Source organism: Halomonas rhizosphaerae (assembly GCF_030012485.1).
GTDB classification, from domain to species: domain Bacteria; phylum Pseudomonadota; class Gammaproteobacteria; order Pseudomonadales; family Halomonadaceae; genus Halomonas; species Halomonas rhizosphaerae.
In genome coordinates, this window is record NZ_JASCQQ010000012.1 from 259374 (window position 1) to 281753 (window position 22380).

At 68.9% G+C, this 22380-nt stretch carries 25 protein-coding genes; 18 read left to right on the top strand and 7 right to left on the bottom strand.

The window, feature by feature from the left end; all coding sequences use genetic code 11:
• Positions 1 to 86: 86 nt before the first annotated feature.
• Entirely contained in the window at positions 87 to 1013 is a 927-nt protein-coding gene (locus tag QLQ86_RS06875) for a YihY/virulence factor BrkB family protein (RefSeq protein ID WP_282816341.1), read from the top strand.
• An 83-nt stretch (positions 1014 to 1096) separates the two neighbouring features.
• Here the strand turns inward: QLQ86_RS06875 and QLQ86_RS06880 are convergent, their stop codons facing one another.
• Positions 1097 to 2143 (bottom strand): Glu/Leu/Phe/Val family dehydrogenase, encoded by a 1047-nt coding sequence (locus tag QLQ86_RS06880; protein ID WP_282816342.1) that lies wholly within the window; start codon positions 2141 to 2143, stop codon positions 1097 to 1099.
• Positions 2144 to 2356: 213 nt separating this feature from the next.
• On the opposite strand from QLQ86_RS06880, the gene QLQ86_RS06885 reads away from it, so the two are divergent.
• Positions 2357 to 2629, top strand: a complete 273-nt coding sequence (locus QLQ86_RS06885) for an acylphosphatase (protein ID WP_282735982.1) — start codon at positions 2357 to 2359, stop codon at positions 2627 to 2629.
• 56 nt (positions 2630 to 2685) lie between these two features.
• On the opposite strand, the gene QLQ86_RS06890 is transcribed toward QLQ86_RS06885, so the two are convergent.
• Genes QLQ86_RS06890 through QLQ86_RS06900 form a run of 3 tightly spaced genes read right to left on the bottom strand, consistent with a single transcriptional unit; the run spans position 2686 to position 5506 of the window.
• Complete coding sequence (locus QLQ86_RS06890; RefSeq protein ID WP_282816343.1) at positions 2686 to 3627, bottom strand: nucleoside hydrolase; 942 nt, start codon at positions 3625 to 3627, stop codon at positions 2686 to 2688.
• Positions 3624 to 4568 carry a ribokinase gene (locus QLQ86_RS06895; protein WP_326521268.1) on the bottom strand — a complete coding sequence of 315 codons (945 nt, stop codon included), beginning with the start codon at positions 4566 to 4568 and terminating at the stop codon, positions 3624 to 3626. The genes QLQ86_RS06890 and QLQ86_RS06895 overlap by 4 nt, the downstream gene beginning before the upstream one ends.
• Positions 4569 to 4570: 2 nt before the next feature.
• Positions 4571 to 5506, bottom strand: coding sequence for a D-2-hydroxyacid dehydrogenase (locus QLQ86_RS06900; protein ID WP_282735980.1), 936 nt, complete (start codon positions 5504 to 5506; stop codon positions 4571 to 4573).
• A 212-nt stretch (positions 5507 to 5718) separates the two neighbouring features.
• Here QLQ86_RS06900 and QLQ86_RS06905 point away from each other — a divergent pair, with 212 nt between their 5' ends.
• From QLQ86_RS06905 to QLQ86_RS06965, 13 genes are all read left to right on the top strand, one after another.
• On the top strand, positions 5719 to 5976 hold the full coding sequence (locus tag QLQ86_RS06905) for an FmdB family zinc ribbon protein (RefSeq protein ID WP_133634210.1): 258 nt from the start codon (positions 5719 to 5721) through the stop codon (positions 5974 to 5976).
• Between the two features lie 50 nt (positions 5977 to 6026).
• The gene (aspS, locus tag QLQ86_RS06910; RefSeq protein WP_282816344.1) at positions 6027 to 7808 is read left to right on the top strand and encodes an aspartate--tRNA ligase; all 1782 of its coding nucleotides are present in this window, start codon (positions 6027 to 6029) and stop codon (positions 7806 to 7808) included.
• Positions 7809 to 7938: 130 nt separating this feature from the next.
• The gene (locus tag QLQ86_RS06915) at positions 7939 to 8688 is read left to right on the top strand and encodes a YebC/PmpR family DNA-binding transcriptional regulator (RefSeq protein ID WP_282735978.1); all 750 of its coding nucleotides are present in this window, start codon (positions 7939 to 7941) and stop codon (positions 8686 to 8688) included.
• 9 nt (positions 8689 to 8697) lie between these two features.
• Positions 8698 to 9237 (top strand): crossover junction endodeoxyribonuclease RuvC, encoded by a 540-nt coding sequence (ruvC, locus tag QLQ86_RS06920; RefSeq protein WP_282736160.1) that lies wholly within the window; start codon positions 8698 to 8700, stop codon positions 9235 to 9237.
• Positions 9238 to 9377: 140 nt separating this feature from the next.
• The gene (gene ruvA, locus QLQ86_RS06925; protein ID WP_282735977.1) at positions 9378 to 9992 is read left to right on the top strand and encodes a Holliday junction branch migration protein RuvA; all 615 of its coding nucleotides are present in this window, start codon (positions 9378 to 9380) and stop codon (positions 9990 to 9992) included.
• A 44-nt stretch (positions 9993 to 10036) separates the two neighbouring features.
• Positions 10037 to 11053 carry a Holliday junction branch migration DNA helicase RuvB gene (gene ruvB / locus QLQ86_RS06930; protein ID WP_282735976.1) on the top strand — a complete coding sequence of 339 codons (1017 nt, stop codon included), beginning with the start codon at positions 10037 to 10039 and terminating at the stop codon, positions 11051 to 11053.
• A gap of 59 nt (positions 11054 to 11112) precedes the next feature.
• Entirely contained in the window at positions 11113 to 11790 is a 678-nt protein-coding gene (tolQ, locus tag QLQ86_RS06935; RefSeq protein ID WP_284047698.1) for a protein TolQ, read from the top strand.
• A 13-nt stretch (positions 11791 to 11803) separates the two neighbouring features.
• Complete coding sequence (gene tolR, locus QLQ86_RS06940) at positions 11804 to 12244, top strand: protein TolR (RefSeq protein WP_282735975.1); 441 nt, start codon at positions 11804 to 11806, stop codon at positions 12242 to 12244.
• 9 nt (positions 12245 to 12253) lie between these two features.
• Positions 12254 to 13402: a cell envelope integrity protein TolA gene (gene tolA / locus QLQ86_RS06945; RefSeq protein WP_282735974.1), complete on the top strand. Its 1149-nt coding sequence runs from the start codon at positions 12254 to 12256 to the stop codon at positions 13400 to 13402.
• Positions 13402 to 14691, top strand: a complete 1290-nt coding sequence (gene tolB / locus QLQ86_RS06950) for a Tol-Pal system beta propeller repeat protein TolB (protein ID WP_282816345.1) — start codon at positions 13402 to 13404, stop codon at positions 14689 to 14691. Before tolA ends, tolB begins: the two co-directional genes overlap by 1 nt.
• Positions 14692 to 14714: 23 nt before the next feature.
• The gene (gene pal, locus QLQ86_RS06955; RefSeq protein WP_282735972.1) at positions 14715 to 15251 is read left to right on the top strand and encodes a peptidoglycan-associated lipoprotein Pal; all 537 of its coding nucleotides are present in this window, start codon (positions 14715 to 14717) and stop codon (positions 15249 to 15251) included.
• Between the two features lie 29 nt (positions 15252 to 15280).
• A complete protein-coding gene (gene ybgF / locus QLQ86_RS06960; RefSeq protein WP_282816346.1) occupies positions 15281 to 16060 on the top strand; it encodes a tol-pal system protein YbgF in 780 nt (259 codons plus the stop codon).
• Between the two features lie 17 nt (positions 16061 to 16077).
• Positions 16078 to 16842, top strand: coding sequence for a YciK family oxidoreductase (locus tag QLQ86_RS06965; RefSeq protein WP_282735970.1), 765 nt, complete (start codon positions 16078 to 16080; stop codon positions 16840 to 16842).
• Between the two features lie 30 nt (positions 16843 to 16872).
• Here QLQ86_RS06965 and QLQ86_RS06970 read toward each other — a convergent pair whose 3' ends face one another.
• Both QLQ86_RS06970 and ubiG read right to left on the bottom strand, forming a co-directional pair.
• Positions 16873 to 17547 carry an HAD-IA family hydrolase gene (locus tag QLQ86_RS06970; protein ID WP_282735969.1) on the bottom strand — a complete coding sequence of 225 codons (675 nt, stop codon included), beginning with the start codon at positions 17545 to 17547 and terminating at the stop codon, positions 16873 to 16875.
• Positions 17547 to 18272, bottom strand: a complete 726-nt coding sequence (gene ubiG / locus QLQ86_RS06975; protein WP_282735968.1) for a bifunctional 2-polyprenyl-6-hydroxyphenol methylase/3-demethylubiquinol 3-O-methyltransferase UbiG — start codon at positions 18270 to 18272, stop codon at positions 17547 to 17549. The genes QLQ86_RS06970 and ubiG overlap by 1 nt, the downstream gene beginning before the upstream one ends.
• Positions 18273 to 18414: 142 nt before the next feature.
• On the opposite strand from ubiG, the gene galU reads away from it, so the two are divergent.
• Complete coding sequence (galU, locus tag QLQ86_RS06980; RefSeq protein WP_282735967.1) at positions 18415 to 19305, top strand: UTP--glucose-1-phosphate uridylyltransferase GalU; 891 nt, start codon at positions 18415 to 18417, stop codon at positions 19303 to 19305.
• A 5-nt stretch (positions 19306 to 19310) separates the two neighbouring features.
• A complete protein-coding gene (locus QLQ86_RS06985; RefSeq protein ID WP_282816347.1) occupies positions 19311 to 20600 on the top strand; it encodes a nucleotide sugar dehydrogenase in 1290 nt (429 codons plus the stop codon).
• Between the two features lie 115 nt (positions 20601 to 20715).
• Here the strand turns inward: QLQ86_RS06985 and QLQ86_RS06990 are convergent, their stop codons facing one another.
• Positions 20716 to 21294 carry a superoxide dismutase gene (locus tag QLQ86_RS06990; RefSeq protein ID WP_133634177.1) on the bottom strand — a complete coding sequence of 193 codons (579 nt, stop codon included), beginning with the start codon at positions 21292 to 21294 and terminating at the stop codon, positions 20716 to 20718.
• 233 nt (positions 21295 to 21527) lie between these two features.
• Here QLQ86_RS06990 and QLQ86_RS06995 point away from each other — a divergent pair, with 233 nt between their 5' ends.
• Positions 21528 to 22370, top strand: coding sequence for a coiled-coil domain-containing protein (locus QLQ86_RS06995; RefSeq protein WP_282816348.1), 843 nt, complete (start codon positions 21528 to 21530; stop codon positions 22368 to 22370).
• Positions 22371 to 22380 lie beyond the last annotated feature (10 nt).

Consider the following 22380-nt stretch of genomic DNA (forward strand, 5'->3'; position numbering starts at 1 on the left):
CGCCGGCTGCTGCAATTGGGGCCGGTCTCGGCGGGCTGGCTACATTCGGGTATGCTGAAGGAAACGACGGGGACGCGGGGAACGGCATGATCAAGGCGAGCATGACGACCATCAGGCAAGCGGGGCTGTTCTGGTGGCGGGTGGTGCGGGGGGCGGGCAAGCTCTGGCTGGAGCGCAACGCCTTCAGCTATGCCGGCTCGCTGGCCTTCTATACTCTCTTTTCCCTGGCCCCTACGATGATCATCGCCGTCACGGTGATCGGCGTGGTGCTCGGCGAGGAGGCCGCCCATGGACAGATCGTCGCCCAGCTGCAGGGCACCATGGGCCATGACGCCGCTGCCGCCATCGAGCAGGCGGTCGCCCAGTCGCGCATCGAGGAGTCCGGCCTGTTGCCGACGCTGCTCGGGGTGGGAGCCCTGCTGGTCGGTGCCACCACCGTCTTCGCTCAGATGCAGTTCTCGCTGAATACCCTCTGGGGCGTGACGGCTAGGCCCAGCAGCAACAGCGCCCTCAAGTTCCTCAAGAACCGCCTGCTGTCGCTGACCGTGGTGCTCTCCATCGGCTTCATTCTGCTGGTGTCGTTGGTACTCGGGGTGGTGATACGGGCAATGCTGAAGGCGGCCGATGACCTGCTGCCCTTCGTCGGGCTGCTGACCACCGGCGCCGAGTTCCTGGTCTCGCTGGCGGTGATCGCCGCGCTCTTCGCCACCATCTTCAAGGTATTGCCGGACGTGGTGCTGCGCTGGCAGGACGTGCTGGTCGGCGCCGTGGTCACCGCCGTACTGTTCGCGATCGGCCGTTGGGGCATCGCCATCTACCTGGCCTACACGGCCACGGCCTCCACCTACGGCGCCGCCGGGTCGGTGGTGATGATCCTGCTGTGGGTCTACTACAGCTCGCTGATCCTGCTGTTCGGCGCCGCCTTCACCAAGTGCCACCTGCTGGCTTTGGGCAAGGCGGTGGTGCCGCGCAATTCCGCGGTGCTGGTCCGCCACGAGCTGCTGGAGGAGTGAGCGCGCCCCCCCGAGCGCCCCACGCAACGAAGACCGGCGATGGCCGGCCTTCGGGGTCATGACACCAAGCAGGCGAGTCCGCCTCAGCCGGCGGGACGGAAACGCTCCCGGGCCAGATCGTCGGCCACGGTGGCGGGACTCAGGCCCTCGCGGTCGGCGCGAGCGAAGATCTCGTCCAGGGTGGCCCCGATGCCCTCGATATGCGCCATGACGGCATCGCGGCGGTAGTCATCGCGACGCTGCCAGGCGATCTCGATCACACCGCCGGCGTTGGCCACGTAGTCCGGGGTATAGAGGATGCCGCGGGCCATCAGCCGCTCGGCGATCGACGGGGAGGCCAGCTGGTTGTTGGCGGCCCCGCAGACTACCCTGGCCTTCAGGCGGTCGACCACCGCGTCCGAGAGGGCGGCCCCCAGGGCGCAGGGAGCGAACACGTCGACCTCGGCATCGGCGATCGCCGCCGGTGCCACGGCCTCGGCACCGAGCTCCTCGGCGAGCTTGGCCAGGGCGGCGGCATCGACATCGGTCAACACCAGCCGGGCGCCGGCGGCATGGAGGTGGCGTGCCAGGTGGGCGCCGACATTGCCGACCCCCTGCACCGCCACCCGCACCCCCGTCAGGTCATCGCGCCCCAGGCCATGGCGTACGGCGCTCTTGAGGGCACAGTACACCCCCCAGGCCGTGAACGGCGAGGGGTCGCCCGAGGCGGCGCCGTGGCGGGGCAGGCCGCCGACGTGTTCGGTGGCCTCGGCGATGAGCCGCATGTCGGCCTCGCCGGTGCCCGAGTCCTCGGCGGTGATGTAGGCGCCGCCCAGGCCATCGACCAGCCGGCCCATGGCACGCAGCAGTTCGGGCGTCTTGTCACGGCGCGGGTCGGCGATGATCACCGCCTTGCCGCCGCCCAGCGGCAGGTCGGCGAGGGCCGACTTGTAGGTCATGCCGCGGGAGAGGCGAAGAACGTCGGTCAGTGCCTCGGTATCACTGGCATAGGGAAAGATGCGCAGGCCGCCCAGGGCGGGGCCGCGAGCGGTATCGTGGATGGCGATGATGGCGCGCAGGCCGCTCGCCTCGTCGCTGCCGAAGACGATCTGCTGGTGGTGGTCGAACTCGGGGTGGTCGAAGACCGGCATGGCGGAACTCCCTCGTGAGGATGATCATTGTGGTTGTCTCGGCCCGGGTAGGGCGATCCTCGGCCGCGGAGGGCTTGTGGCCGTGTGGCGTCCGGGGATAGTGATAAGACTAGGGCATCGCTCCCCGGACGGGAAGCCCGGGGGCTGGCCCCGCACGTGGCCCGACTGGTAGAAAGGATCGCACCACCGATCGCGACGACAGAGGAGATGGCCATGGACAAGTGCTGCGCGAGAGCGCTGGTGACGGGCAAGGTGCAGGGGGTCTGGTACCGCCGGGCGACCCAGGAGCAGGCCCTCAGGGCCGGCATCACCGGCCATGCGATCAACCTGCCGGACGGGCGGGTCGAGGTGCTGATGTGCGGCAAGCGCGAGGCGGTCAAGCGACTCGCCGAGTGGCTATGGAAGGGGCCGGACGGGGCCCGGGTCACCCATGTGGAGTTCGAGGTGATCGAGACCCACGAGCCGGACGAGTTCCACGTCGGCTAGCGTCATCCCGAACCGGCATGGCCTGTGGCGCGCCGCACCGGTTCGGCCCTCGGACGTCAGGCCAGGGTGTCGGCGATCCAGTCGCTGACGGCTTCGCCGTCGACACCCAGGCACACCTCCACCAGCGGGGTGCGGGACCAGCGCGTCTCGATGAAGCCGCGCCCCTCGGGGGCGAAGATCGTCTGGCCCTCGGCATCACCGGCGGTCGCCACGGTCAGGTGGCCGCGGCTGGTGGTGAAGAGCTCCGGGCGCAGCAGCCAGGCCAGGGCACAGCTGTCGTGGGGACAGCAGCCATCGATGCCCAGGAACTCCCGGTAGAAGTCCCGGTAGAAGCCGTAGCTGCCCGCCAGCACCTTGCCGAGGGCGCCCTGGCCGGCCTCGATGCGCGCCATGTGCTCGCCGGTGAGCACGCAGCGATGGGTGACGTCCAGTCCCACCAGGGTCAGCGGCCAGCCGGCGGTGAGCACCCGGGCGGCGGCGTCCGGGTCATTGAACATGTTGGCCTCGGCCACCGGGGTGACGTTGCCGCTCTCGCGGATCGAGCCGCCCATGATCACCACCCGCTTGACCTTGCCGATGATCGTCGGGTCGAGCTGCAGGGCCGCGGCCAGGTTGCCCACCGGGCCCACTGCCACCAGGGTGACCTCGCCGGGCCGGGCATTCAGGGTGTCGACGATGAACTGCGCTGCGCTGCGGGGATCGGCCTTGCCCTGGACCGGCGGCAGTTCGATATCGCCCAGTCCGTTGGTGCCATGGATATGGGCGGGCGGGGGGTGGCGGGCCTTGACCAGCGGTGCCGCGGCGCCCTGGGCGACGGGGATCTCGCGCCCGGCGAGTTCGGAGAGCAGCAGGGCATTGTGGGTGGCGGTCTCCACGTCGACGTTGCCGTAGGTGGTGGTCAGCCCCAGCAGGTCGATCTCGGGATGGCGCAGCGCGATGGCGATGGCCTGGGCGTCGTCGACCCCCGGGTCGGTGTCGAAGATGATCGGATGGCTCACGGTGCCTCCTCGTCGTGGCGGTGGGGCGCGGGAAGGCCGTCGCGCAGGGCGCGCTCGACCGCCGTCGCCTCGGGAATGCTCTCGGCGGCGCCGGCGATCTGGACGCCCAGGGCGGCGGCGGTGGCGGCGCGCGTCAGGCAGTCGGTCACCGGCCGTCCCTGCTGCAGGGCGGCCAGGTAGTAGCCGATGAAGGTGTCGCCGGCCGCCGTGGTGTCCCGCGGCGTGACAGGCAGGGCCGGCTGGAAGTGGCGTTCGTCGCCGGACTGGTACCAGGCGCCGTCGCCGCCCAGGGTCAGCACCGTCTCGCCGTCGGGCAGGCGGCGAGCAAGGCCGTCCAGCAGGACCTCGGGCGGGGAGGCCTCGTCCAGGCCGGCCAGCCACGCGGCCTCGCCGCGATTGACGAACAGCAGCCGACAGTGGGCCAGGGGCAACTCGAGCACCGCATCGCTCATCGGGGCCGGGTTGAAGGCGACGTTCAGGCCCGCCTCGGCGGCGCGTTCCAGCACCCGGGGCAGGGCATTGCACTCGTTCTGGGCCAGCAGCCAGTCCCCGGGCGAGGCCGCGGCGAAGTGCGCGTCGAGGTCCTGCTCGGTGGTGCCGTGGTTGGCGCCCGGGAAGAGGATGATGGCGTTCTCGCCGCGGTCGTCCACCTGGATGATGGCGTGGCCGCTGGGCTCGTCGACCAGGGCGATCGCCTCTACCTCCACCCCGGCACGGCCCAGCAGGTCACGGGCCCAGGCGTCCTGGCGACCCAGCCGCCCCCAGTGGCGGACCCGCCCGCCGGCGCGTGCCATGGCCAGTGACTGGTTGGCCCCCTTGCCACCCAGGCCGACCCGGTAGTCGCGGCTGGCCAGGGTCTCGCCGGGACGCACCAGATGGGGAACGCGATAGAAGTGGTCGAGATTGATGGAGCCGAAGTTGTGCAGCATGCGGGTCTCCATGCTCAGCCTTCCTGCCAGCCGCGCAGGTTGTCGGCGGTGAGGGCCACGATGCGCTGGCGGGCCTCGGGGGTGATCCAGGCGTTGTGGGGCGTGACGATCAGGTTGAGCGGCTCGCCCAGGGCGTCGAGCAGCGGGTGCCCCTCGCGCGGTGGCTCCACGGGCAGCACGTCGACGCCGAGCCCGCCCAGGCGGCCCCGCCGCAGGGCCTCGAGCGCCGCCTCCTCGTCGATGATCCCGCCCCGGGCGCAGTTGACGAGCAGCACACCGGGCTTGAGGGTGGCCAGCAGGGCGGTATCGACCAGGTGGCGGGTGGCCTCGGTAAGCGGGCAGTGCAGGCTGATCACGTCCGCCTCGGGCGCCAGGTCGTGCAGGCCGGGGCGGCTGTCATGTGCCTCGTTGCCGGGGCGGGCGGCGAAGTCGACGTGCATGCCGAAGGCCTGGGCCAGGCGGGCCACCTTCGAGCCCAGCTCGCCCTGGCCGACGATCACCAGCCGCTTACCTTCCAACTGCAGGGTCGTGTGATCCATCAGGCAGAAGAAGGGGCTTTCGTTCCAGCGCCCCTCGGCCACGTCGCGCTGGTAGAGGGGCAGTCGGGTGGCCAGGGCCAGCATCAGCATCAGGGTGTGCTGGGCCACACTGGCCGTGCCATAGGCCGTGACGTTCTTCACGCTGATGCCCAGGCGTTCGGCCGCAGCCATGTCGATGTTGTTGGTGCCGGTGGCCAGCACGCAGATCAGCTTGAGCGCGGGCAGGGCATCGAGGGTCTGGGCGTCGAGCACCACCTTGTTGACGATGGCCACCTCGGCGCCGGCGAGCCGGTCGGCGGCCTGGTCGCGCGTGCTCTGATCATGCACGTCCAGGGTGTCGAGGTGCTGGCGGATCGGTTCCAGGTCGATGTCGGGCCCCAGGCTGGCGGCGTCGAGGATGACGGCTTTCATGAGATATTCCTTGTCGATGCAGGCGAGTCGGGCAACAGGCCCTGGCAGGGCTGGGCCTTGCCCGGCGCGACAGGCTATAATAGCCGGCTTTCGAGGCAGGCTTGGATTAACCGCGGGCCGGCCCTATATCGCACCACGGTAGCGCGAGGCGGTGGTCCCCCTGCCCGTGCTTGACCCATGGGACATGTCATTACATCGGGAGTGATCAAACCATGCCCATCTACGAATACGAGTGCAAGGCCTGCGGCCACCGCCTGGAGAAGCTTCAGAAGATCAGCGCCGAGCCGCTGAGGGACTGTCCCGCCTGCGAGGCGGCAGAGCTCAATCGCCTGGTTTCCGCGGCCGGGTTCCGGCTGGCCGGCGGCGGCTGGTACGAGACCGACTTCAAGACCGGCAGCAAGAAGAACCTGGCCGGCGGCGAGGGCGGCAAGGCCGACAAGACGCCGAGCAAGGACGGGGCGGCGGCCTGAGTCGCCCGGCCTTGCCTTTCACCATTTCATGCAACAGAACAGGATTTGACATGCGCAGCCATTATTGCGGCCAGCTGAACGAGACCCTGGTGGATCAGACGGTCACCCTGTGCGGCTGGGTCCATCGCCGCCGTGACCATGGGGGCGTGATCTTCCTCGACATGCGCGATCGCGACGGCATCGCCCAGGTCGTGGTCGACCCCGATACCGCCGAGGCCTTCGCCAATGCCGACCGCGCCCGCAGCGAGTATGTGCTGCGCATCGGCGGTCGCGTCAGGCTGCGCCCCGAGGGCACCCAGAACCCCAACATGCCCACCGGCATGATCGAGGTGCTGGCCAAGCAGGTGGAGGTGCTCAACACCGCCGCCACGCCGCCCTTTCAGCTCGACGAGCATGGCAAGGTGGGCGAGGAGGTACGACTCAAGCATCGCTACATCGACCTGCGTCGCCCGGAGATGATCGAGAAGCTGCGCCTGCGCTCGCGCATCTCCCACAGCGTACGCGCCTTCCTCGAGGGCCAGGGCTTCCTGGACATCGAGACCCCGATCCTGACCCGCGCCACCCCCGAGGGGGCCCGCGACTACCTGGTGCCGAGCCGCACCCATCCGGGCAGCTTCTTCGCGCTGCCCCAGTCGCCGCAGCTGTTCAAGCAGTTGTTGATGGTGTCGGGCTTCGACCGCTACTACCAGATCGCCAAGTGCTTCCGCGACGAGGACCTGCGCGCCGACCGCCAGCCCGAGTTCACCCAGATCGACCTCGAGGCCTCCTTCGTCGAGGAGGAGGACATCATGGCGATCACCGAGGCGATGGTCCGCCAGCTGTTCCAGGAGGTGCTCGAGGTCGAGCTGCCCGCCTTCCCGCGCATGCCCTATGCCGAGGCCATGAGCCGCTTCGGCTCCGACAAGCCGGACCTGCGCATCCCGCTCGAGCTCACCGACGTCGATGACCTGATGCAGGACGTCGACTTCAAGGTCTTCTCCGGCCCGGCCAACGCCGATGACGGTCGCGTCGCCGCCCTGAAGGTGACGGGCGGGGCCAGCCTGTCCCGCAAGGAGATCGACGACTACACCCGGTTCGTCGGCATCTACGGTGCTCGCGGGCTGGCCTGGATCAAGGTCAACGAGCGGGCCAAGGGCCTCGAGGGCCTGCAGTCGCCCATCGTCAAGTTCATGGAGGGCGTGGTCGAGCAGCTGCTGGACCGGGTGGGCGCCGAGGACGGCGATATCATCTTCTTCGGTGCCGACAAGGCACGCATCGTCAACGAGGCCCTCGGGGCGCTGCGCGTGCGCCTCGGCGAGGACCTCGACCTCTATACCGCCGACTGGGCCCCGCTGTGGGTGGTCGACTTCCCGATGTTCGAGGAGGACGGCAGCGCCCGCCTGCAGGCCCTGCACCATCCGTTCACCGCTCCCTCCTGCGACGCCGAGACCCTCAAGGCCCACCCGGCCTCCGCGCTCTCGCGGGCCTATGACATGGTGCTCAACGGCACCGAACTTGGCGGCGGCTCGATCCGTATCCACGACCAGGCGATGCAGCAGACCGTCCTCGAGGTGCTGGGCATCGGCGAGGAGGAGGCCCGCGAGAAGTTCGGCTTCCTGCTCGACGCCCTGCAGTACGGCGCGCCGCCCCACGGCGGCCTGGCCTTCGGCCTCGACCGCCTGGTGATGCTGATGAGCGGGGCGAAGACCATCCGCGAGGTGATCGCCTTCCCGAAGACCCAGAGCGCGGCCTGCCTGCTGACCGAGGCGCCGGGCGAGGTCAGCGCCGAGCAGCTCAAGGAGCTCAACATCCGCCTGCGCCAGAAGGCCAAGGCGGAGACCGCCGGCGAGTGACGGCGATTCCGACCCGATGACATCCACCGGCGCCCCAGGGCGCCGGTGGCGTCTGGAAACCTTGAGGAAGGAGGCGCTGTCGCCGAAATGGCCTCGAGCAGAGATAGCGCTACCACAGGAGGTTGTTGCAATGGCAGGCCATAGCAAGTGGGCCAATATCAAACATCGCAAGGCGGCCCAGGACGCCAGGCGCGGCAAGATCTTCAACAAGCTGATCCGTGAGCTGAGCGTGGCGGCACGCCAGGGCGGCGGTGAGCCGGCCGACAACCCGCGACTGCGCGCCGCCATCGACAAGGCGCTGGCCAACAACATGACCAAGGAGACCATCCAGCGTGCGGTGGACCGGGGCGCCGGCAACGCCGACGGCGACGCCATGGAGGAGTGCGTCTACGAGGGCTATGGGCCCGAGGGGGTCGCGGTGATGGTCGAGTGCATGACCGATAACCGCAATCGAACTGTCTCCGAGGTGCGACATGCCTTCGGCAAGCAGGGCGGCAACCTGGGTACCACCGGGTCGGTGGCCTTCATGTTCCACCGTCAGGGGCGCCTGCTGCTGCCCGAGGGGGTCACCGAGGAGGCCGCGATCGAGGCCACCCTGGACGCGGAGCCCGAGGAGATCGAGGTCCGTGACGATGGCCGCCTCGAGGTGGTCACCACGCCCGACTCCTTCGGCCGGGTGAAGGATGCCCTGGTCGCGGCGGGGATCGAGCCCGCGTACAGCGATGTGGGGCTCTATCCGGAAACCACCACGCCCATCGCCGAGGCGGAGCTCGCCAGCAAGGTCCTCAAGCTGCTCGACATGCTCGAGGACCTGGACGATGTCCAGAACGTCACCACCAACGCGGAGTTTGCCGATGATGTCCTCGACCTGCTCGACTGAACCTTGCCGATGCTGATCCTCGGCATCGACCCCGGCTCGCGGATCACCGGCTACGGGGTGCTGGACGTCACCACGCCCACGCCGCGCTATGTGGCCAGCGGCTGCATCCGCATCCAGGCCGACGACCTGGCCCAGCGCCTGGCCCAGGTCTACGCCGGGGTCAGCGAGCTGATCTCGGTGCATGGCCCCGGGGAGTTCGCCATCGAGCAGGTGTTCATGTCGAAGAATGCCGACTCCGCCCTCAAGCTCGGCCAGGCCCGCGGCACGGCCATCGTCTGTGCCGCCAACCATGGCTTGCCGGTCAGCGAGTACGGCCCTCGCCAGATCAAGCAGGCGGTGGCCGGCAGTGGCAGCGCCGACAAGGCCCAGGTGCAGCACATGGTGACGGCGATCCTCGGCCTCTCGGCCACGCCTCAGGCGGATGCCGCCGACGCCCTGGCCATTGCGCTCACCCATGCCCATGCCCGCATGGGGCTGATGCGTGAGGGGAGCTATGGCGGGCATCGCAGCCGTCGCAAGGGAGGCTCCTGGCGTGACTTTCGTCCGTGAGCTGTCGCCGTGAGGCGACGGTGCCAGATTGTCGAACGCTGTTCCCGCGGGCTGGCATGCGGCACGGGCGAACAGTATAGTGGCCCGATGACGGCCCCGCGGGCCGCGATGGACTCCAACCCAAGGGACAGCGAACTTCCATGATAGGACGCCTGCGAGGCACCCTGCTCGAGAAACAGCCCCCCTGGATGGTGGTGGAGGTGGCGGGTGTCGGCTACGAGCTGGAAGCCTCCATGACCACCCTGGTGGCCATGCCCGGCACCGGGGAGCCGGTATCGCTCTATACCCACCTGGTCATCCGGGAGGATGCCCACCTGCTCTACGGCTTCGCCCGGGAGCAGGAGCGTTCCCTCTTCCGTGCCCTGATCAAGGTCAATGGTATCGGCCCCAAGCTGGCACTGGGCATCCTCTCCGGCATGGACGAGGAGGCCTTCGTGCGCTGCGTGATGGACGATGACGTCAAGGCGCTGACCCGGCTGCCCGGGGTGGGCAAGAAGACCGCTGAGCGGTTGATCATCGAGATGCGCGACCGCTTCCCTCACTGGGAGCAGCCGGGCGAGCTGGCCATCGGCACCAGGGATCCGACGGGCAGCGTCTCCTCCGGCGCCGCGGACCCCGTCGCCGATGCCGAGGCGGCCCTGGTCAGCCTCGGCTACAAGCCCACCGAGGCGGCCCGCATGCTGCTCGGCCTAGAGACGTCCGGCTCCACCGAGGCCATGATCAAGGCGGCGCTGACCCGCCGCCTGGCGGGGTGATTCGATGCCGTATCCACGTTTTCACCTGATGCCGGATGGCCGCCATGCTCGAGACTGATCGCCTGATCGCCGCCGACCCCCGCGAGGGGGAGGGCAGCGTCGACCATGCCATCCGTCCCAAGCGGCTCGCCGACTATATCGGCCAGCCGCGGGTGCGCGAGCAGCTCGACATCTTCATCAGCGCCGCCCGCGGACGAGAGGAGAGCCTCGACCACACCCTGGTGTTCGGTCCGCCGGGGCTCGGCAAGACGACGCTCGCCAACATCGTCGCCGCCGAGATGGGGGTGGGGCTCAAGTCCACCTCGGGGCCGGTGCTGGAGCGGGCCGGCGACCTCGCCGCCATGCTCACCAACCTGCAGCCCGGCGATGTGCTGTTCATCGACGAGATCCACCGCCTGTCGCCGGTGGTGGAGGAGATCCTCTACCCCGCCATGGAGGACTTTCAGCTCGACATCGTCATCGGCGAGGGGCCGGCGGCGCGTTCGATCAAGCTCGACCTTCCCCCCTTCACCCTGGTCGGTGCCACCACCCGGGCGGGCCTTCTGACCTCGCCGCTGCGCGACCGCTTCGGCATCGTCCAGCGCCTGGAGTTCTACAGCATCGACGAGCTTACCGAGATCGTCGTGCGCTCTGCCCGGCTGCTGGGGGTCGAGAGCGACCGGGAAGGCGCCCGAGAGGTCGCACGCCGTTCCCGGGGCACCCCGCGCATCGCCAACCGGCTGCTGCGCCGGGTGCGGGACTTCGCCGAGGTGCGCGCCCAGGGGCGCGTGGATGCCGAGATAGCCGACTTGGCCCTGAACATGCTCCACGTCGACCACCACGGTCTCGATCATATGGACCGGCGCCTGCTGCTGGCGATGATCGAGAAGTTCGACGGGGGCCCGGTGGGCATCGACTCCCTGGCCGCGGCGATCGGCGAGGAGCGCGACACCATCGAGGACGTCATCGAACCCTACCTGATCCAGCAGGGCCTGATGATGCGCACCGCGCGTGGTCGGGTGGTGACCCGTCAGGCCTGGGATCACTTCGACATGGCGCCCCACGAGCGGGCGCCCCAATAGCGGACTCCCACTCCCGTGACGACTGACCAAGACCGACGAGGATCCCCGTGAACGACTCCATGTCCATACCCCACCTGATCATGAACGCCAGCGGCGTAGTGCAGATGGTGATGCTGATCCTGGTGATCGGCTCCATCCTCTCCTGGGTGGTGATCTTCCAGCGTACCTTCGTGATGCGCCGGGCACGCAAGGCACACCGTGCCTTCGAGGACCGCTTCTGGTCCGGTGTCGATCTCAACGAGCTCTATCGCGAGACCCCCGCCGAGCAGGAGACCCAGGGGGCCGAGCACGTCTTCCGTGCCGGCTTCCGCGAGTTCAACCGCCTGCTGGCCAAGACCCGCAGCCCCCAGGCGATCCTCGAGGGCGTCCAGCGCAGCATGCGTGTGGCGTGGTCCCGCGAGGAGGACCGCCTCAACCTGCACCTGGTGTTTCTGGCCACGGTCGCCTCGGCCAGTCCCTATATCGGGCTGTTCGGCACCGTCTGGGGCATCATGGGCTCCTTCCAGTCCCTCTCCATGGCCCAGCAGGCGACCCTGGCCACGGTGGCCCCCTGGATCGCCGAGGCCCTGATCGCCACCGCCATGGGGCTGTTCGCGGCGATTCCGGCGGTGATCTTCTACAACCGGCTTTCCGCCGAGTCTGGGCGCCTGCTGGGCAAGTACGAGGACTTCGCCGAGGAGTTCCATTCCATCCTGCACCGCAACCTGCAGGGCCGGACCGACCCCGGCGCCGACTGAGGGAGAGGCCGTCATGCTAGGACCCTTCAATCGTGGCGGGCGCAGCAAGCCCATGGGCGAGATCAACGTCGTGCCCTTCATCGACGTCATGCTGGTGCTGCTGGTGATCTTCATGATCACCGCGCCCATGCTCACCCAGGGCGTGCAGGTCGACCTGCCCCAGGTCAGTTCCGAACCCATCGAGGAGACCGAGGATCGCGAGCCGATCATCGTCTCGGTGGACCGTGACGGCCAGTACTTCATTTCCCTGGGCGAGGACGAGACACCGGTCAGCCTCGACGAGGTGAGCGAACGGGTGATCATCCTGCTGGAACGTCAGCCGGGCACCCCGGTGATGGTGCGCGGCGACCGCAATGTCCCCTACGGCCAGGTGGTGACGCTGATGAGCACCCTGCAGACCGCGGGGGTGACCAATGTCGGGCTGATCTCGGAACCGCCCCCCGGGGACAGTTGAGGAGCCCACATGGCCAGACATGACCGACGCGTGGGCTATGGCCTGCCGCTGGTGCTCGCCATCGCCCTGCACCTGGCGATCCTGGTGGCCAGCGTGATCCGCTTTCCCGAGCGGGAGACCGAGCCACCGAGCACCAATATCGTCCAGGCGACCCTCGTCAGTACCGAGACCACCACCGACCAGGCCCAGCGTGCCGAGGAGGCCCGGGCCCGGGCGGCGGCCCGACAGGCCGAGGAGGAGGCCGCGGCGGCTGCCGAGCAAGAAGAAGCTCGCGAGGCAGAGGCCGAGGCGGTCGAGGCCGCCGAGGAAGCTGCCCGTCAGGCCGAGGAGGCCGAACGTCAGCGTCAGGCGGAAAACGAGGCCCGCGAGGAGGCTCGTCGGGCTGCCGAGGAGGAGGCCGCCCGCCGCACCGAGCAGGCCGAACGGCAAGCCCGCGAACGCGAGCAGCAGGCCGAGCGTCGCCGTCAGGAGGAAGCCGAACGCCAGCGCCAGGCCGAAGAGGAAGCCGAACGCCAGCGCCAGGCCGAGGCGGAAGCCGAACGCCAGCGTCAGGCCGAGGCGGAAGCCGAACGCCAGCGTCAGGCCGAAGAGGAAGCCGAACGCCAGCGCCAGGCCGAGGCAGAAGCCGAGCGTCAGCGCCAGGCCGAGGCGGAAGCCGAACGCCAGCGCCAGGCCGAGGCGGAAGCCGAACGCCAGCGCCAGGCCGAGGCAGAAGCCGAACGCCAGCGCCAGGCCGAAGCGGAAGCCGAACGCCAGCGCCAGGCCGAGGAGCAGGCCCGCCGCGCTGCCGAGGCCGCCAACCAGGGCCTGGATCGTGCCATCGAGGGCGAAGCCGACAACGTGGCCAATGCCCGTCAGGCCACCGAAGCGGCCAACAGCTTCATCAACCTCGTGCGCCGGGCGGTGGAGCAGGCCTGGGTGATTCCGCCCAACGTGCCTGACGGGGCCAGCGCCGAGGTCTCGGTGCGACTGGGCCCCTCAGGTGAGCTGTTCGCGGCTACCATTGGTCAGAGCAGTGGCAACAGTGCCTTCGACCGTTCTGCGGTCCAGGCCGTGGAGGCCGCCGCGCCCTTCGCCGAGCTGCGCCAGTTGCCGGCGTCGGCCCAGCGCGACTACCGTCAATTCAACCTGCGATTCCGACCGGGGGATATCCGCTGATGAACATCCTGAAGACCACCTGGCTGGCCGCCATGCTGATGCTGTTCACCAGCCTGGCGCAGGCCGCCGACCTGACCATCGAGATCACCCGTGGCAGCGACCGCGCCACGCCCATCGCGATCGTGCCCTTCGCCGACGGCGACGACATGCCCCAGGACATTGCGCAGATCGTCTCCGATGACCTGGAGCGAAGCGGCTACTTCGAACCGCTGGAGCGTCGTGCCATGTTCGAGCGCCCCGCCTCGAGCGACGAGGTCCACTACGGCGACTGGCGCGCCCTGGACGTTCGCTACCTGGTGGCGGGGCGAATCAGTCGCGAGGGGGATGAGTATCGCATCCAGTACGAGCTGATGGACGTCAGTGGCGAGAGCCGCATGATCGCCGAGAGCGTGACGGCCGGTCGCCAGGGACTGCGCGATGCCGCGCACTACATCAGCGACCAGATCTTCGAGGAGATCACCGATATCCGGGGGGCCTTCTCGACCCGTATCGCCTACGTGACCTCCAGCGGCGTGGGGGACGAAACCCAGTATGCCCTCCACGTGGCCGATGCCGACGGGCGTAACAGCCAGCAGATCCTCTCGTCCGACGAGCCGATCATGTCGCCGGCCTGGTCGCCGGATGGCGGCAAGCTGGCTTACGTCTCCTTCGAGACCGAGCGCCCGGCGATCTACATCCAGGATCTCGCGTCCGGCCGGCGCGTGCGTGCCACCTCCTTCGAGGGGCTGAACAGTGCTCCGACCTGGTCACCGGATGGTCGCCGACTGGCGATGGCGCTCTCCAAGGATGGCCAGCCCGAGATCTACGTGATGGACATCGGCTCGCGGGACGTGCAGCGCGTCACCAACAACTCCAGCATCGACACCGAGCCCGCCTGGTCGCCGGATGGTCGCAGCCTGCTGTTCACCTCCGACCGCAGCGGGGGCCCGCAGATCTATCGCCTCGACCTGGGCAGCGGCGAGGAGGAGCGCCTCACCTTCACCGGCAACTACAATGCCCGGGCGCGCTTCGCGCCGGACGGCGAGGCGATCTTCCTGATCCACCGGGGCAACAATGGCTACCAGGTGGCGCGTCAGGACCTGGAAAGCGGGCGCCTGGTGGCCCTGAGCGACGCGGGGCAGGCCGAATCCCCCAGTGTCGCGCCCAATGGCACCATGGTAATCTTCGCCACCCAGCAGGGCGGCAACGGGGTGCTGGGCGGGGTCTCCGCCGATGGGCGCGCCTCTTTCCGTCTGCCGGCGGCACAGGGTGATGTCCGCGAACCCGCGTGGTCACCGTTTCTGAACTGATGTATCCAACAAGGAGTTTCACGATGCAGCTCAAGCCCCATGCCAGAATCCTGGCCATCGCCCTGTCCCTGGCCTTCGTGGCCGGCTGTTCCAGCACGGGGGGGGGCCAGGACGGCGACCTGACGGGAAGCGCCGGCGGCGCCGATCGCGACGGCGTGACCACGGACAGCGCCGATGGACGCGGCGTCAGCGGCGAGCGTGCCGGCCAGAGAGCCGATGCCGACGGTCGAATCCCCGAGACCCGCACCATCTACTTCGAGTACGACAGCGATGCCATTCGCAGCGAATTCGAGTCGGTGCTGACCGCCCATGCCCGCTTCCTGCAGAACAACCCCAATGCGAGCGTCGTCCTGCAGGGGCATACCGACGAGCGCGGTACCCGCGAATACAACCTGGCACTGGGTGAGCGTCGCGCCGGCGCCGTCGAGCGCTACCTCAACGTCCAGGGGGTGTCGCCCTCCCAGGTCGAGGTGGTCAGCTATGGCGAGGAGCGACCTGCGGCCCGTGGCCAGAACGAGGATGCCTACGCCCAGAACCGTCGGGTGGTCTTCGCCTACTGAGCGGGACTGACACGACGAGGGAGAGAACGATGAGACACGGTCTGAAGAGACTGTGCGGTGCGGGAGCTTTGCTGCTCCCGCTGACCGTAGCGGCACCGGCCCTGGCCCAGCAGCCGGTCATCGAGGACCTCACCGGGCAATCGGGTTCCGGTGGCTTCTATGACCAGGCGGCCACCCGCGAGGAATCCGGCGGCAGCCTGGTGATCTTCAATCAAGTCCAGCAGCATCAGGAGGAGATCCGCCAGCTGCGTGGGCAGGTGGAGGAGTTGCGTCACCAGCTGGAGCAGTTGCGCCGCCAGACTCGCCAGCAATATCTGGACATCGAGGATCGCCTGATGGCGGCGGGCAGCGGCGTCGACCAGGCCGCCCCCCCGGTGGACGAGGAGAGCGCTCGCCAGGTCGCCGAGACCCCCCCGCCGAGCGGTGACGATCCCGGCGCCCAGTCGGCCTACCAGGCGGCCTTCTCGCACGTTCAGGCCCGCGAGTTCGGCCAGGCCATCGGCGCCTTCGAGTCCTTCGTTGCCGATCATCCCGACAGCCGCCTGACCGCCAACGCCCACTACTGGCTCGGCGAGCTCTACTCGGCCGAGGGGGATCTGGATGCCGCCGATGCCGCCTTCCGGCGCGTCCTGCAGGACTTCCCGGAGAGCAGCAAGGTGCCTGATACCCTCTATAAGCTGGGGCTGCTGGAGGCGCGCCGTGGGCGCCCGGAAGAGAGCCGGGCGCTGCTCGACCGCGTGCGCGAGGAGCATCCCGGCAGCAGCGCCGCCGGGCTGGCCGACGACTTCCTGCGTCAGGCAGGCAACTGAGGGACAGAGGAGACGTGATGACCTGCAAGATCGACTACCAGCCAGCGGCCGACCTGCTCGACGGTCGCATCATCCTGGTGACCGGTGCCGGTGACGGCATCGGTCGGGCCGCGGCCCTGGCCTTCGCCGGCCACGGGGCCACCGTGATCCTGCTGGGACGCACCATTGCCAAGCTGGAGAAGGTCTACGACGAGATCGAGGCCGCCGGGGGGCCCCAGCCGGCCATCTTCCCGCTCAACTTCGAGGGGGCCACGCTCAAGGACTACCATGACATGGCCGAGACTCTCGACAAGGAGTTCGGCCGCCTCGACGGCATCCTGCACAACGCCGGGATCCTCGGGCGCATCACCCCCTTCGAGCAGTACAATCCCGAGCTCTGGGAGCAGGTGATGCAGGTCAACATCAACGGGCCGATCTGGATGACCCAGGCCCTGCTGCCGTTGCTGAAGAGTTCGCCGGACGCCTCGGTGGTGTTCACCTCCTCGAGCGTGGGACGACGTGGCCGGGCCTACTGGGGGGCCTACGCGGTGTCCAAGTTCGCCACCGAAGGCTTCGTCGAGGTGCTGGCCGACGAGGTCGAGCACCTGGGCACCCTGCGCGTCAACAGCCTGAACCCCGGGGCGACGCGAACCGCCATGCGCAAGACCGCCTATCCCGGGGAAGACGAGAGGACGCTGCGCGGCCCCGAGGAGATCATGCCCACCTACCTGTGGCTGATGGGGCCGGAGAGCCGCGGCCACAACGGCGAGAAGTTCGACGCCCAGCCGCCGAAACGCGGGTGACGGCGGTGCCCCGGGTCGCCCGGGGCACGGTTAATCCCCCCGCCCGGCGCCTCGCAGTGCCGCCACCAGCGCCTCGGCGGTATCGAACCACAGGTCGGCCGGCCATCCGCGGTAGTCGTCTCCCTCCTCGATATAGCCATAGCCCACCGCCACCGCGGCCATGCCGGCGGCGCGTGCCGCCTGCATGTCGCGCCGGTGATCGCCGATATACCAGCAGTCTGACGCTGTCGTCTGCAGGCGACGGGCGGCTTCTCTCAGGGGCTCGGGGTCCGGCTTCTTGACCGGCAGATCGTCGGCGCAGAGCAGGGCGCCGGGGACCAGCCCCAGCGCCTCGACCAGCGGCACGGCATAGGCCCGGGGCTTGTTGGTGACGATTCCCCAGGGGCGCTCGTTTCCCTCCCATTCGGCCAGCAGGTGCTCCAACGGGGCAAAGACCCGGCTCTCCTCGGCCACCGCCCGTCCATAGGCTTCGAGCAGGAAGGTGCGCGCCTCGCCATGGCCTTCCGCCTCCTTGGCGAGACCCAGAGCAAGGGTCACCAGGGCACTGCCGCCGTTGGAGACCTGGGCGCGGATCACCGGATAGGGCAGGGCGGGTAGGCCGTGGTGGCGCCTCAGGGCATTGGTGGCCCGCGCCAGGTCCGGCGCGGTGTCCACCAGGGTGCCGTCAAGGTCGAAGAGCAGGGCCCGAGGAGACCGTCCAGCCATCACGTCGCCTCCCGGCGACAGTGCATCAGGTAGTTGACCGAGACATCGCTCGTCGACAGGGCGTAGCGACGGGTCAGCGGATGGAAGACCAGGCCGTTCTGCTCACGCACGTCCAGGCCTGCCTCGCGGCACCAGGCGGCCAGTTCCGAGGGGCGGATGAAGCGGCGGTAGTCGTGGGTGCCGCGCGGCAGCATACGCAGCAGGTACTCGGCGCCGAGCACGGCCAGCGCATAGGCCTTGGGGTTGCGGTTCAGGGTCGAGAAGAACACCTGGCCACCGGGCTTGACCAGGGTGGCGCAGGCGCGCACGACCGAGCCGGGATCCGGCACGTGCTCGAGCATCTCCAGGCAGGTCACCACGTCGAACTCGCCGGGGTGGGCCGCGGCCATCTCCTCGACGCTGACGTGGCGGTAGCCGATGGCCACGCCGCTCTCCTTGGCGTGCTGCCGGGCCACGGCCAGTGGCGCCTCTCCCAGGTCGATGGCGGTGACGTCGGCGCCGCGGTGCGCCATGGCCTCGGCAAGGATGCCGCCGCCGCAGCCCACGTCGAGTACCCGTCGCCCGGCCAGTCCCGCCCGGGCATCGATGAAGTCCAGGCGCAGCGGGTTGATGTCGTGGAGCGGCTTGAACTCGCCCTGCGGATCCCACCAGCGGTCGGCCAGGGCCTCGAACTTGGCGATCTCTGCCTGGTCGACGTTGTCCGCTTCCGGGTGGCTTGCACTCATCTGCTCTCTCCATGGTGTCGCCGACCTGATACTCTGGCAGGCCAGGCTCGGTCCGGTATCATGAAGTATTGTACCCGCTCCCCGGAGGGCATTCCCACGCTTTCCTGGGGGCCACATCCTCAACAGTGACAGGGACCGCACCATGATCAACAAGGCTGTTCTTCCCGTTGCCGGGTTCGGCACGCGCTGTCTCCCGGCCTCCAAGGCCATTCCCAAGGAGATGATCACCATCGTCGACCGGCCGGTGATCCAGTATGTGGTCCAGGAGGCCGTCGCCGCCGGCATTCGCGACATCGTGCTGGTGACCCATGGCACCAAGAGCGCCATCGAGAACCATTTCGACAAGCACTTCGAGCTCGAGGCGAGCCTCGAGGCCAAGGGCAAGATCGAACTGCTGGAGGAACTGCGCTCCATCGTGCCCTCCGACGTCCATATCATCAGCGTGCGCCAGCCCGAGCCGCTGGGCCTGGGACACGCCGTGCTCTGCGCGCGCCCGGTAGTGGGCGACGACGAGCCCTTCGCGGTGCTGCTGCCCGACGTGCTGGTCGACAACGAAGGCCTCGAGCCCAACGACCTGGCCGGCATGATCGCCTCCTTCGAGGCCAGCCATCACAGCCAGCTGATGGTCGAGGAAGTGCCCCACGACATGGTCCACAAGTACGGCATTGTCGATACCGACGGCGAACTCCCCGGCCCCGGCGAGTCAAGACCCATCGCCGGGGTGGTGGAGAAGCCGCCCGTCGACGAGGCGCCCTCGAACCTGGCGGTGATCGGCCGCTATGTGCTGCCGGGTCGTATCTTCTCGCTGCTCGCCGATACGCCGCCGGGTGCCGGCAACGAGATCCAGCTCACCGATGCCATCGAGACGCTGCGTCGCGAGGAGGGGGTGGACGCCTGGCGAATGCGCGGCAAGACCTACGACTGCGGCCACCAGCTGGGTTACCTGGAGGCAATCCTCGCCTATGGTCGCCGCCATGCGCGCTACGGCCAAGGGTTCCGTGAACTGCTGACGCGCTACGCCGGAGAGGAGTGACGCTCATGCGGGTACTGATCCACGGCAGCGAACTGGCCGCCGCCACCGCCGCCGCGGCGCTCTCCTGGGTCGGCCACCGGGTCACCTGGCTGCCTCACGCCTCGGCCGACTGGCCGGCGCTCTCCACCAGCGGCTGGTTGACCAGCGAACCGGAGCTGATGCGACGGCTCGAGGAGGGGCTGAGCCAGGGCAGCCTGCGCCTGGTCGCCGACGAGCAGGATGCCGTGGGTGGCGAGCCCTTCGACGTGTTCTGGCTGGCTGTATCCCCGGACCAGCGCCTGGACGCGGCCGACAGTGTCGAGCGACTGATGACCGGCCTCTGCCCCGGGGCGGTGCTGGTCAACAATTCCACCTTCCCGGTGGGGGAGACCGAGCAGCTGGAATCGCGCATCGACGGCTGTCGGGCGGTGGCCCTGGCCGACCTGCTCGAGGAGGGGCGTGCCTGGGAGGCTTTCACCCGGCCCTCCCGCTGGTTGCTGGGCTGTGACGATGACGGAGCGGAGCGTCAGGTGCGCGAGCTGTTGCGCGCCTTCAACCGCCGCCGCGAGGTGGTCCAGCGCATGCCGCGGCGCGCCGCGGAGCTCACCAAGCTGGCCATCAACGGCATGCTCGCCACGCGCATCAGCTACATGAACGATATCGCCGGGCTGGCCGACAGCCTGGGAGTGGACGTGGAGCATGTCCGACAGGGCATGGGTGCCGACTCGCGCATTGGCTACGAGTACCTTTATCCCGGTTGCGGCTTCGGCGGCCCCAACTTCTCCCGCGACCTGATGCGCCTGGCTGACGTCCAGTCGGCGAGCGGGCGCCACTCGGCGCTGCTCGACCAGGTGCTCGACATCAATGAGCACAAGAAGGAGACGCTGTTCCGCAAGCTCTGGGCGCACTTCCATGGCCGCCTGGAGGGTCGCCGGGTGGCGATCTGGGGAGCGGCCTTCAAGCCCGGCACCGCCCGCATCGACCAGGCGCCGGTGCTCACGCTGCTGCGCGCGCTGTGGGCCCAGGGCGTGCGGGTTCGCCTGCATGACCCGGCGGCGATCCCGGCCGTGCTGGCCGAGGTCGGCGAGCACCCGCTGCTCGAGGTGTTCCGGGGGGATCCCCTGGAGGCCTGCGAGGGGGCCGATGCGCTGATGCTCGTCACCGAGTGGAAGGCCTACTGGAACCCCGACTGGCCGCGGCTGGCCGAGCGGCTCGGCGAGAAGTTGCTGCTCGACGGGCGCAACATCTATGACCCCGCCCATGTCGCCGCGTGCGGCATGCACTATCGGGGGATCGGGCGACGCGCCGACCCCTGAGCCAGCCCTCGCGATCCCGGCCGCGCCCGAGAGGGACCGACCAACGCAATCGGCCCCGCCAACTGGCGGGGCCGATTGCGTTGCGTCAGCCGGTCGGCGCAGAGGCGCCGGGCGATCAGCTGAAGTTCTGGGCGACGAAGTCCCAGTTGAGGACGCTCCAGACGTTCTCGAGGTACTTCGGACGCGCGTTGCGGTAATCGATGTAGTAGGCGTGTTCCCATACATCGATGGTCAGCAGCGGGGTCTGGCCATGGGCGATGGGGGTGTCGGCGTTGCTGGTGTTGACGATGTCGACGCCGCCGTCGTCGGTCTTGATCAGCCAGGTCCAGCCGGAACCGAAGTTGCCCGCGGCCTGGGCGTTGAAGGTTTCCTTGAACTTGTCGAAGGATCCAAACTTGGCATTGATGGCCTCGGCCAGCGCGCCGCTCGGCTCACCGCCACCGTTGGGCGACAGGCAGTGCCAGTAGAAGGTGTGGTTCCAGACCTGGGCCGCCTGGTTGAACAGGCCGCCGGAAGAGGACTTGATGATCTCCTCGAGGGACTTGTTGGCATCGTCGGTGCCGTCGGTCAGCTCGTTGAGCTTGTTCACGTAGGTCTGGTGGTGCTTGCCGTAGTGATACTCGAGGGTCTCGGCGGAGATGTGCGGTTCCAGCGCGTTCTTCTCGTAAGGCAGTGCGGGCAGTTCGAATGCCATCGAATCTCTCCTTGTCGTCAGCGGTGTCGGTACAGCACCCCATGGTGCGGCATCGGAACGTCGGGGTTCAAGGCCCGTCGGCTGGCGTTGACGGGCCCCGTGCGTTCCGATGACAAAAAACCTTACACTATCAGGATGATGTGTCGGTGCTGTCGCGGCATCATAGCACCCGGCCCCGGGGGCGCCAATCGACCGGGCCCCGGCCACCCCGTTCCCCAAAGAAGGAGTTCGCCATGGCAGAGCGCCCGGATGCCCCCCGGTACAGCCGGCCGATCGTACCGGACCCGGATGCCAGCCTGTCGGCGCCACGCAGGCATCAGCCCCCGCCCCCGCGGGTATGGCCGCTGTGGCTGCTGGTGCTGCTGCTCATCGCCGCTTGTGCCGCCCTCGCCTGGGCCGGCTGGCAGGAGCGCACTCGGCTGCAGGCCGAGATCGCCCGGGTCAGCGGCGAGCTCTCCAACGTGCATGCCCGCTTCGACGCGGAAGAGGGGCGGGGGGAGGCCCTCACCATGCTGCAGGACCGTCTGGACGAGCTGGCCAACCTGGAGGCCGAGCTCGACGCGGTCATCGACGAGCGCCTGGCCACGCTCGAGACGCGTCAGGAAGAGCGCCTGGCGCCCCTCGAGGAGGCGATCGATGCCCTCGAGGAACGGCTCGCCCGCCAGGACGACGAGGACGACACCCTGGCCGCGACCCTGGCCGCGACTCGCAGCTCCCTGGATGCCCTGGAGCGCGCGGGCGAGGAGGGGCGCGGCGCGCTGCGCGAGCAACTGGCCGGCCTGGACGCTGACCGCGAGACAGAGATCGAACGACGCGAGACCCTGGCCACGGCCCTGGAGGAGCTGGAGGGGCGTCTCGCCGACCATCGTGATGCCCAGCAGTCGCGCCTTGCGGACCTGGACGAGGCGCTGGCGGACCTGGAGGCCGACGTTGAAGCCCTGGCGGGATCACGCGATGATGCGCAGGAACGGATTGAGACGCTGGGCAACCGGCTTCGGGACATCGAGTCCGGGCTGCGCGAGCTGCGCCAGGCGCAGCTCGCCACGAGCGCCCAGCTCGAGGCCCTGCGCCAGTGACATGTCGCCA

Coding starts and splice junctions, on each gene's coding strand:
- QLQ86_RS06875 (WP_282816341.1), top strand. CDS start 87: ATGATCAAGGCGAGCATGACGACCATCAGGCAAGCGGGGCTGTTCTGG.
- QLQ86_RS06880 (WP_282816342.1), bottom strand. CDS start 2,143: ATGCCGGTCTTCGACCACCCCGAGTTCGACCACCACCAGCAGATCGTC.
- QLQ86_RS06885 (WP_282735982.1), top strand. CDS start 2,357: ATGGACAAGTGCTGCGCGAGAGCGCTGGTGACGGGCAAGGTGCAGGGG.
- QLQ86_RS06895 (WP_326521268.1), bottom strand. CDS start 4,568: ATGGAGACCCGCATGCTGCACAACTTCGGCTCCATCAATCTCGACCAC.
- QLQ86_RS06900 (WP_282735980.1), bottom strand. CDS start 5,506: ATGAAAGCCGTCATCCTCGACGCCGCCAGCCTGGGGCCCGACATCGAC.
- QLQ86_RS06905 (WP_133634210.1), top strand. CDS start 5,719: ATGCCCATCTACGAATACGAGTGCAAGGCCTGCGGCCACCGCCTGGAG.
- aspS (WP_282816344.1), top strand. CDS start 6,027: ATGCGCAGCCATTATTGCGGCCAGCTGAACGAGACCCTGGTGGATCAG.
- QLQ86_RS06915 (WP_282735978.1), top strand. CDS start 7,939: ATGGCAGGCCATAGCAAGTGGGCCAATATCAAACATCGCAAGGCGGCC.
- ruvC (WP_282736160.1), top strand. CDS start 8,698: ATGCTGATCCTCGGCATCGACCCCGGCTCGCGGATCACCGGCTACGGG.
- ruvA (WP_282735977.1), top strand. CDS start 9,378: ATGATAGGACGCCTGCGAGGCACCCTGCTCGAGAAACAGCCCCCCTGG.
- ruvB (WP_282735976.1), top strand. CDS start 10,037: ATGCTCGAGACTGATCGCCTGATCGCCGCCGACCCCCGCGAGGGGGAG.
- tolQ (WP_284047698.1), top strand. CDS start 11,113: ATGTCCATACCCCACCTGATCATGAACGCCAGCGGCGTAGTGCAGATG.
- tolR (WP_282735975.1), top strand. CDS start 11,804: ATGCTAGGACCCTTCAATCGTGGCGGGCGCAGCAAGCCCATGGGCGAG.
- tolA (WP_282735974.1), top strand. CDS start 12,254: ATGGCCAGACATGACCGACGCGTGGGCTATGGCCTGCCGCTGGTGCTC.
- tolB (WP_282816345.1), top strand. CDS start 13,402: ATGAACATCCTGAAGACCACCTGGCTGGCCGCCATGCTGATGCTGTTC.
- pal (WP_282735972.1), top strand. CDS start 14,715: ATGCAGCTCAAGCCCCATGCCAGAATCCTGGCCATCGCCCTGTCCCTG.
- ybgF (WP_282816346.1), top strand. CDS start 15,281: ATGAGACACGGTCTGAAGAGACTGTGCGGTGCGGGAGCTTTGCTGCTC.
- QLQ86_RS06965 (WP_282735970.1), top strand. CDS start 16,078: ATGACCTGCAAGATCGACTACCAGCCAGCGGCCGACCTGCTCGACGGT.
- QLQ86_RS06970 (WP_282735969.1), bottom strand. CDS start 17,547: ATGGCTGGACGGTCTCCTCGGGCCCTGCTCTTCGACCTTGACGGCACC.
- ubiG (WP_282735968.1), bottom strand. CDS start 18,272: ATGAGTGCAAGCCACCCGGAAGCGGACAACGTCGACCAGGCAGAGATC.
- galU (WP_282735967.1), top strand. CDS start 18,415: ATGATCAACAAGGCTGTTCTTCCCGTTGCCGGGTTCGGCACGCGCTGT.
- QLQ86_RS06985 (WP_282816347.1), top strand. CDS start 19,311: ATGCGGGTACTGATCCACGGCAGCGAACTGGCCGCCGCCACCGCCGCC.
- QLQ86_RS06990 (WP_133634177.1), bottom strand. CDS start 21,294: ATGGCATTCGAACTGCCCGCACTGCCTTACGAGAAGAACGCGCTGGAA.
- QLQ86_RS06995 (WP_282816348.1), top strand. CDS start 21,528: ATGGCAGAGCGCCCGGATGCCCCCCGGTACAGCCGGCCGATCGTACCG.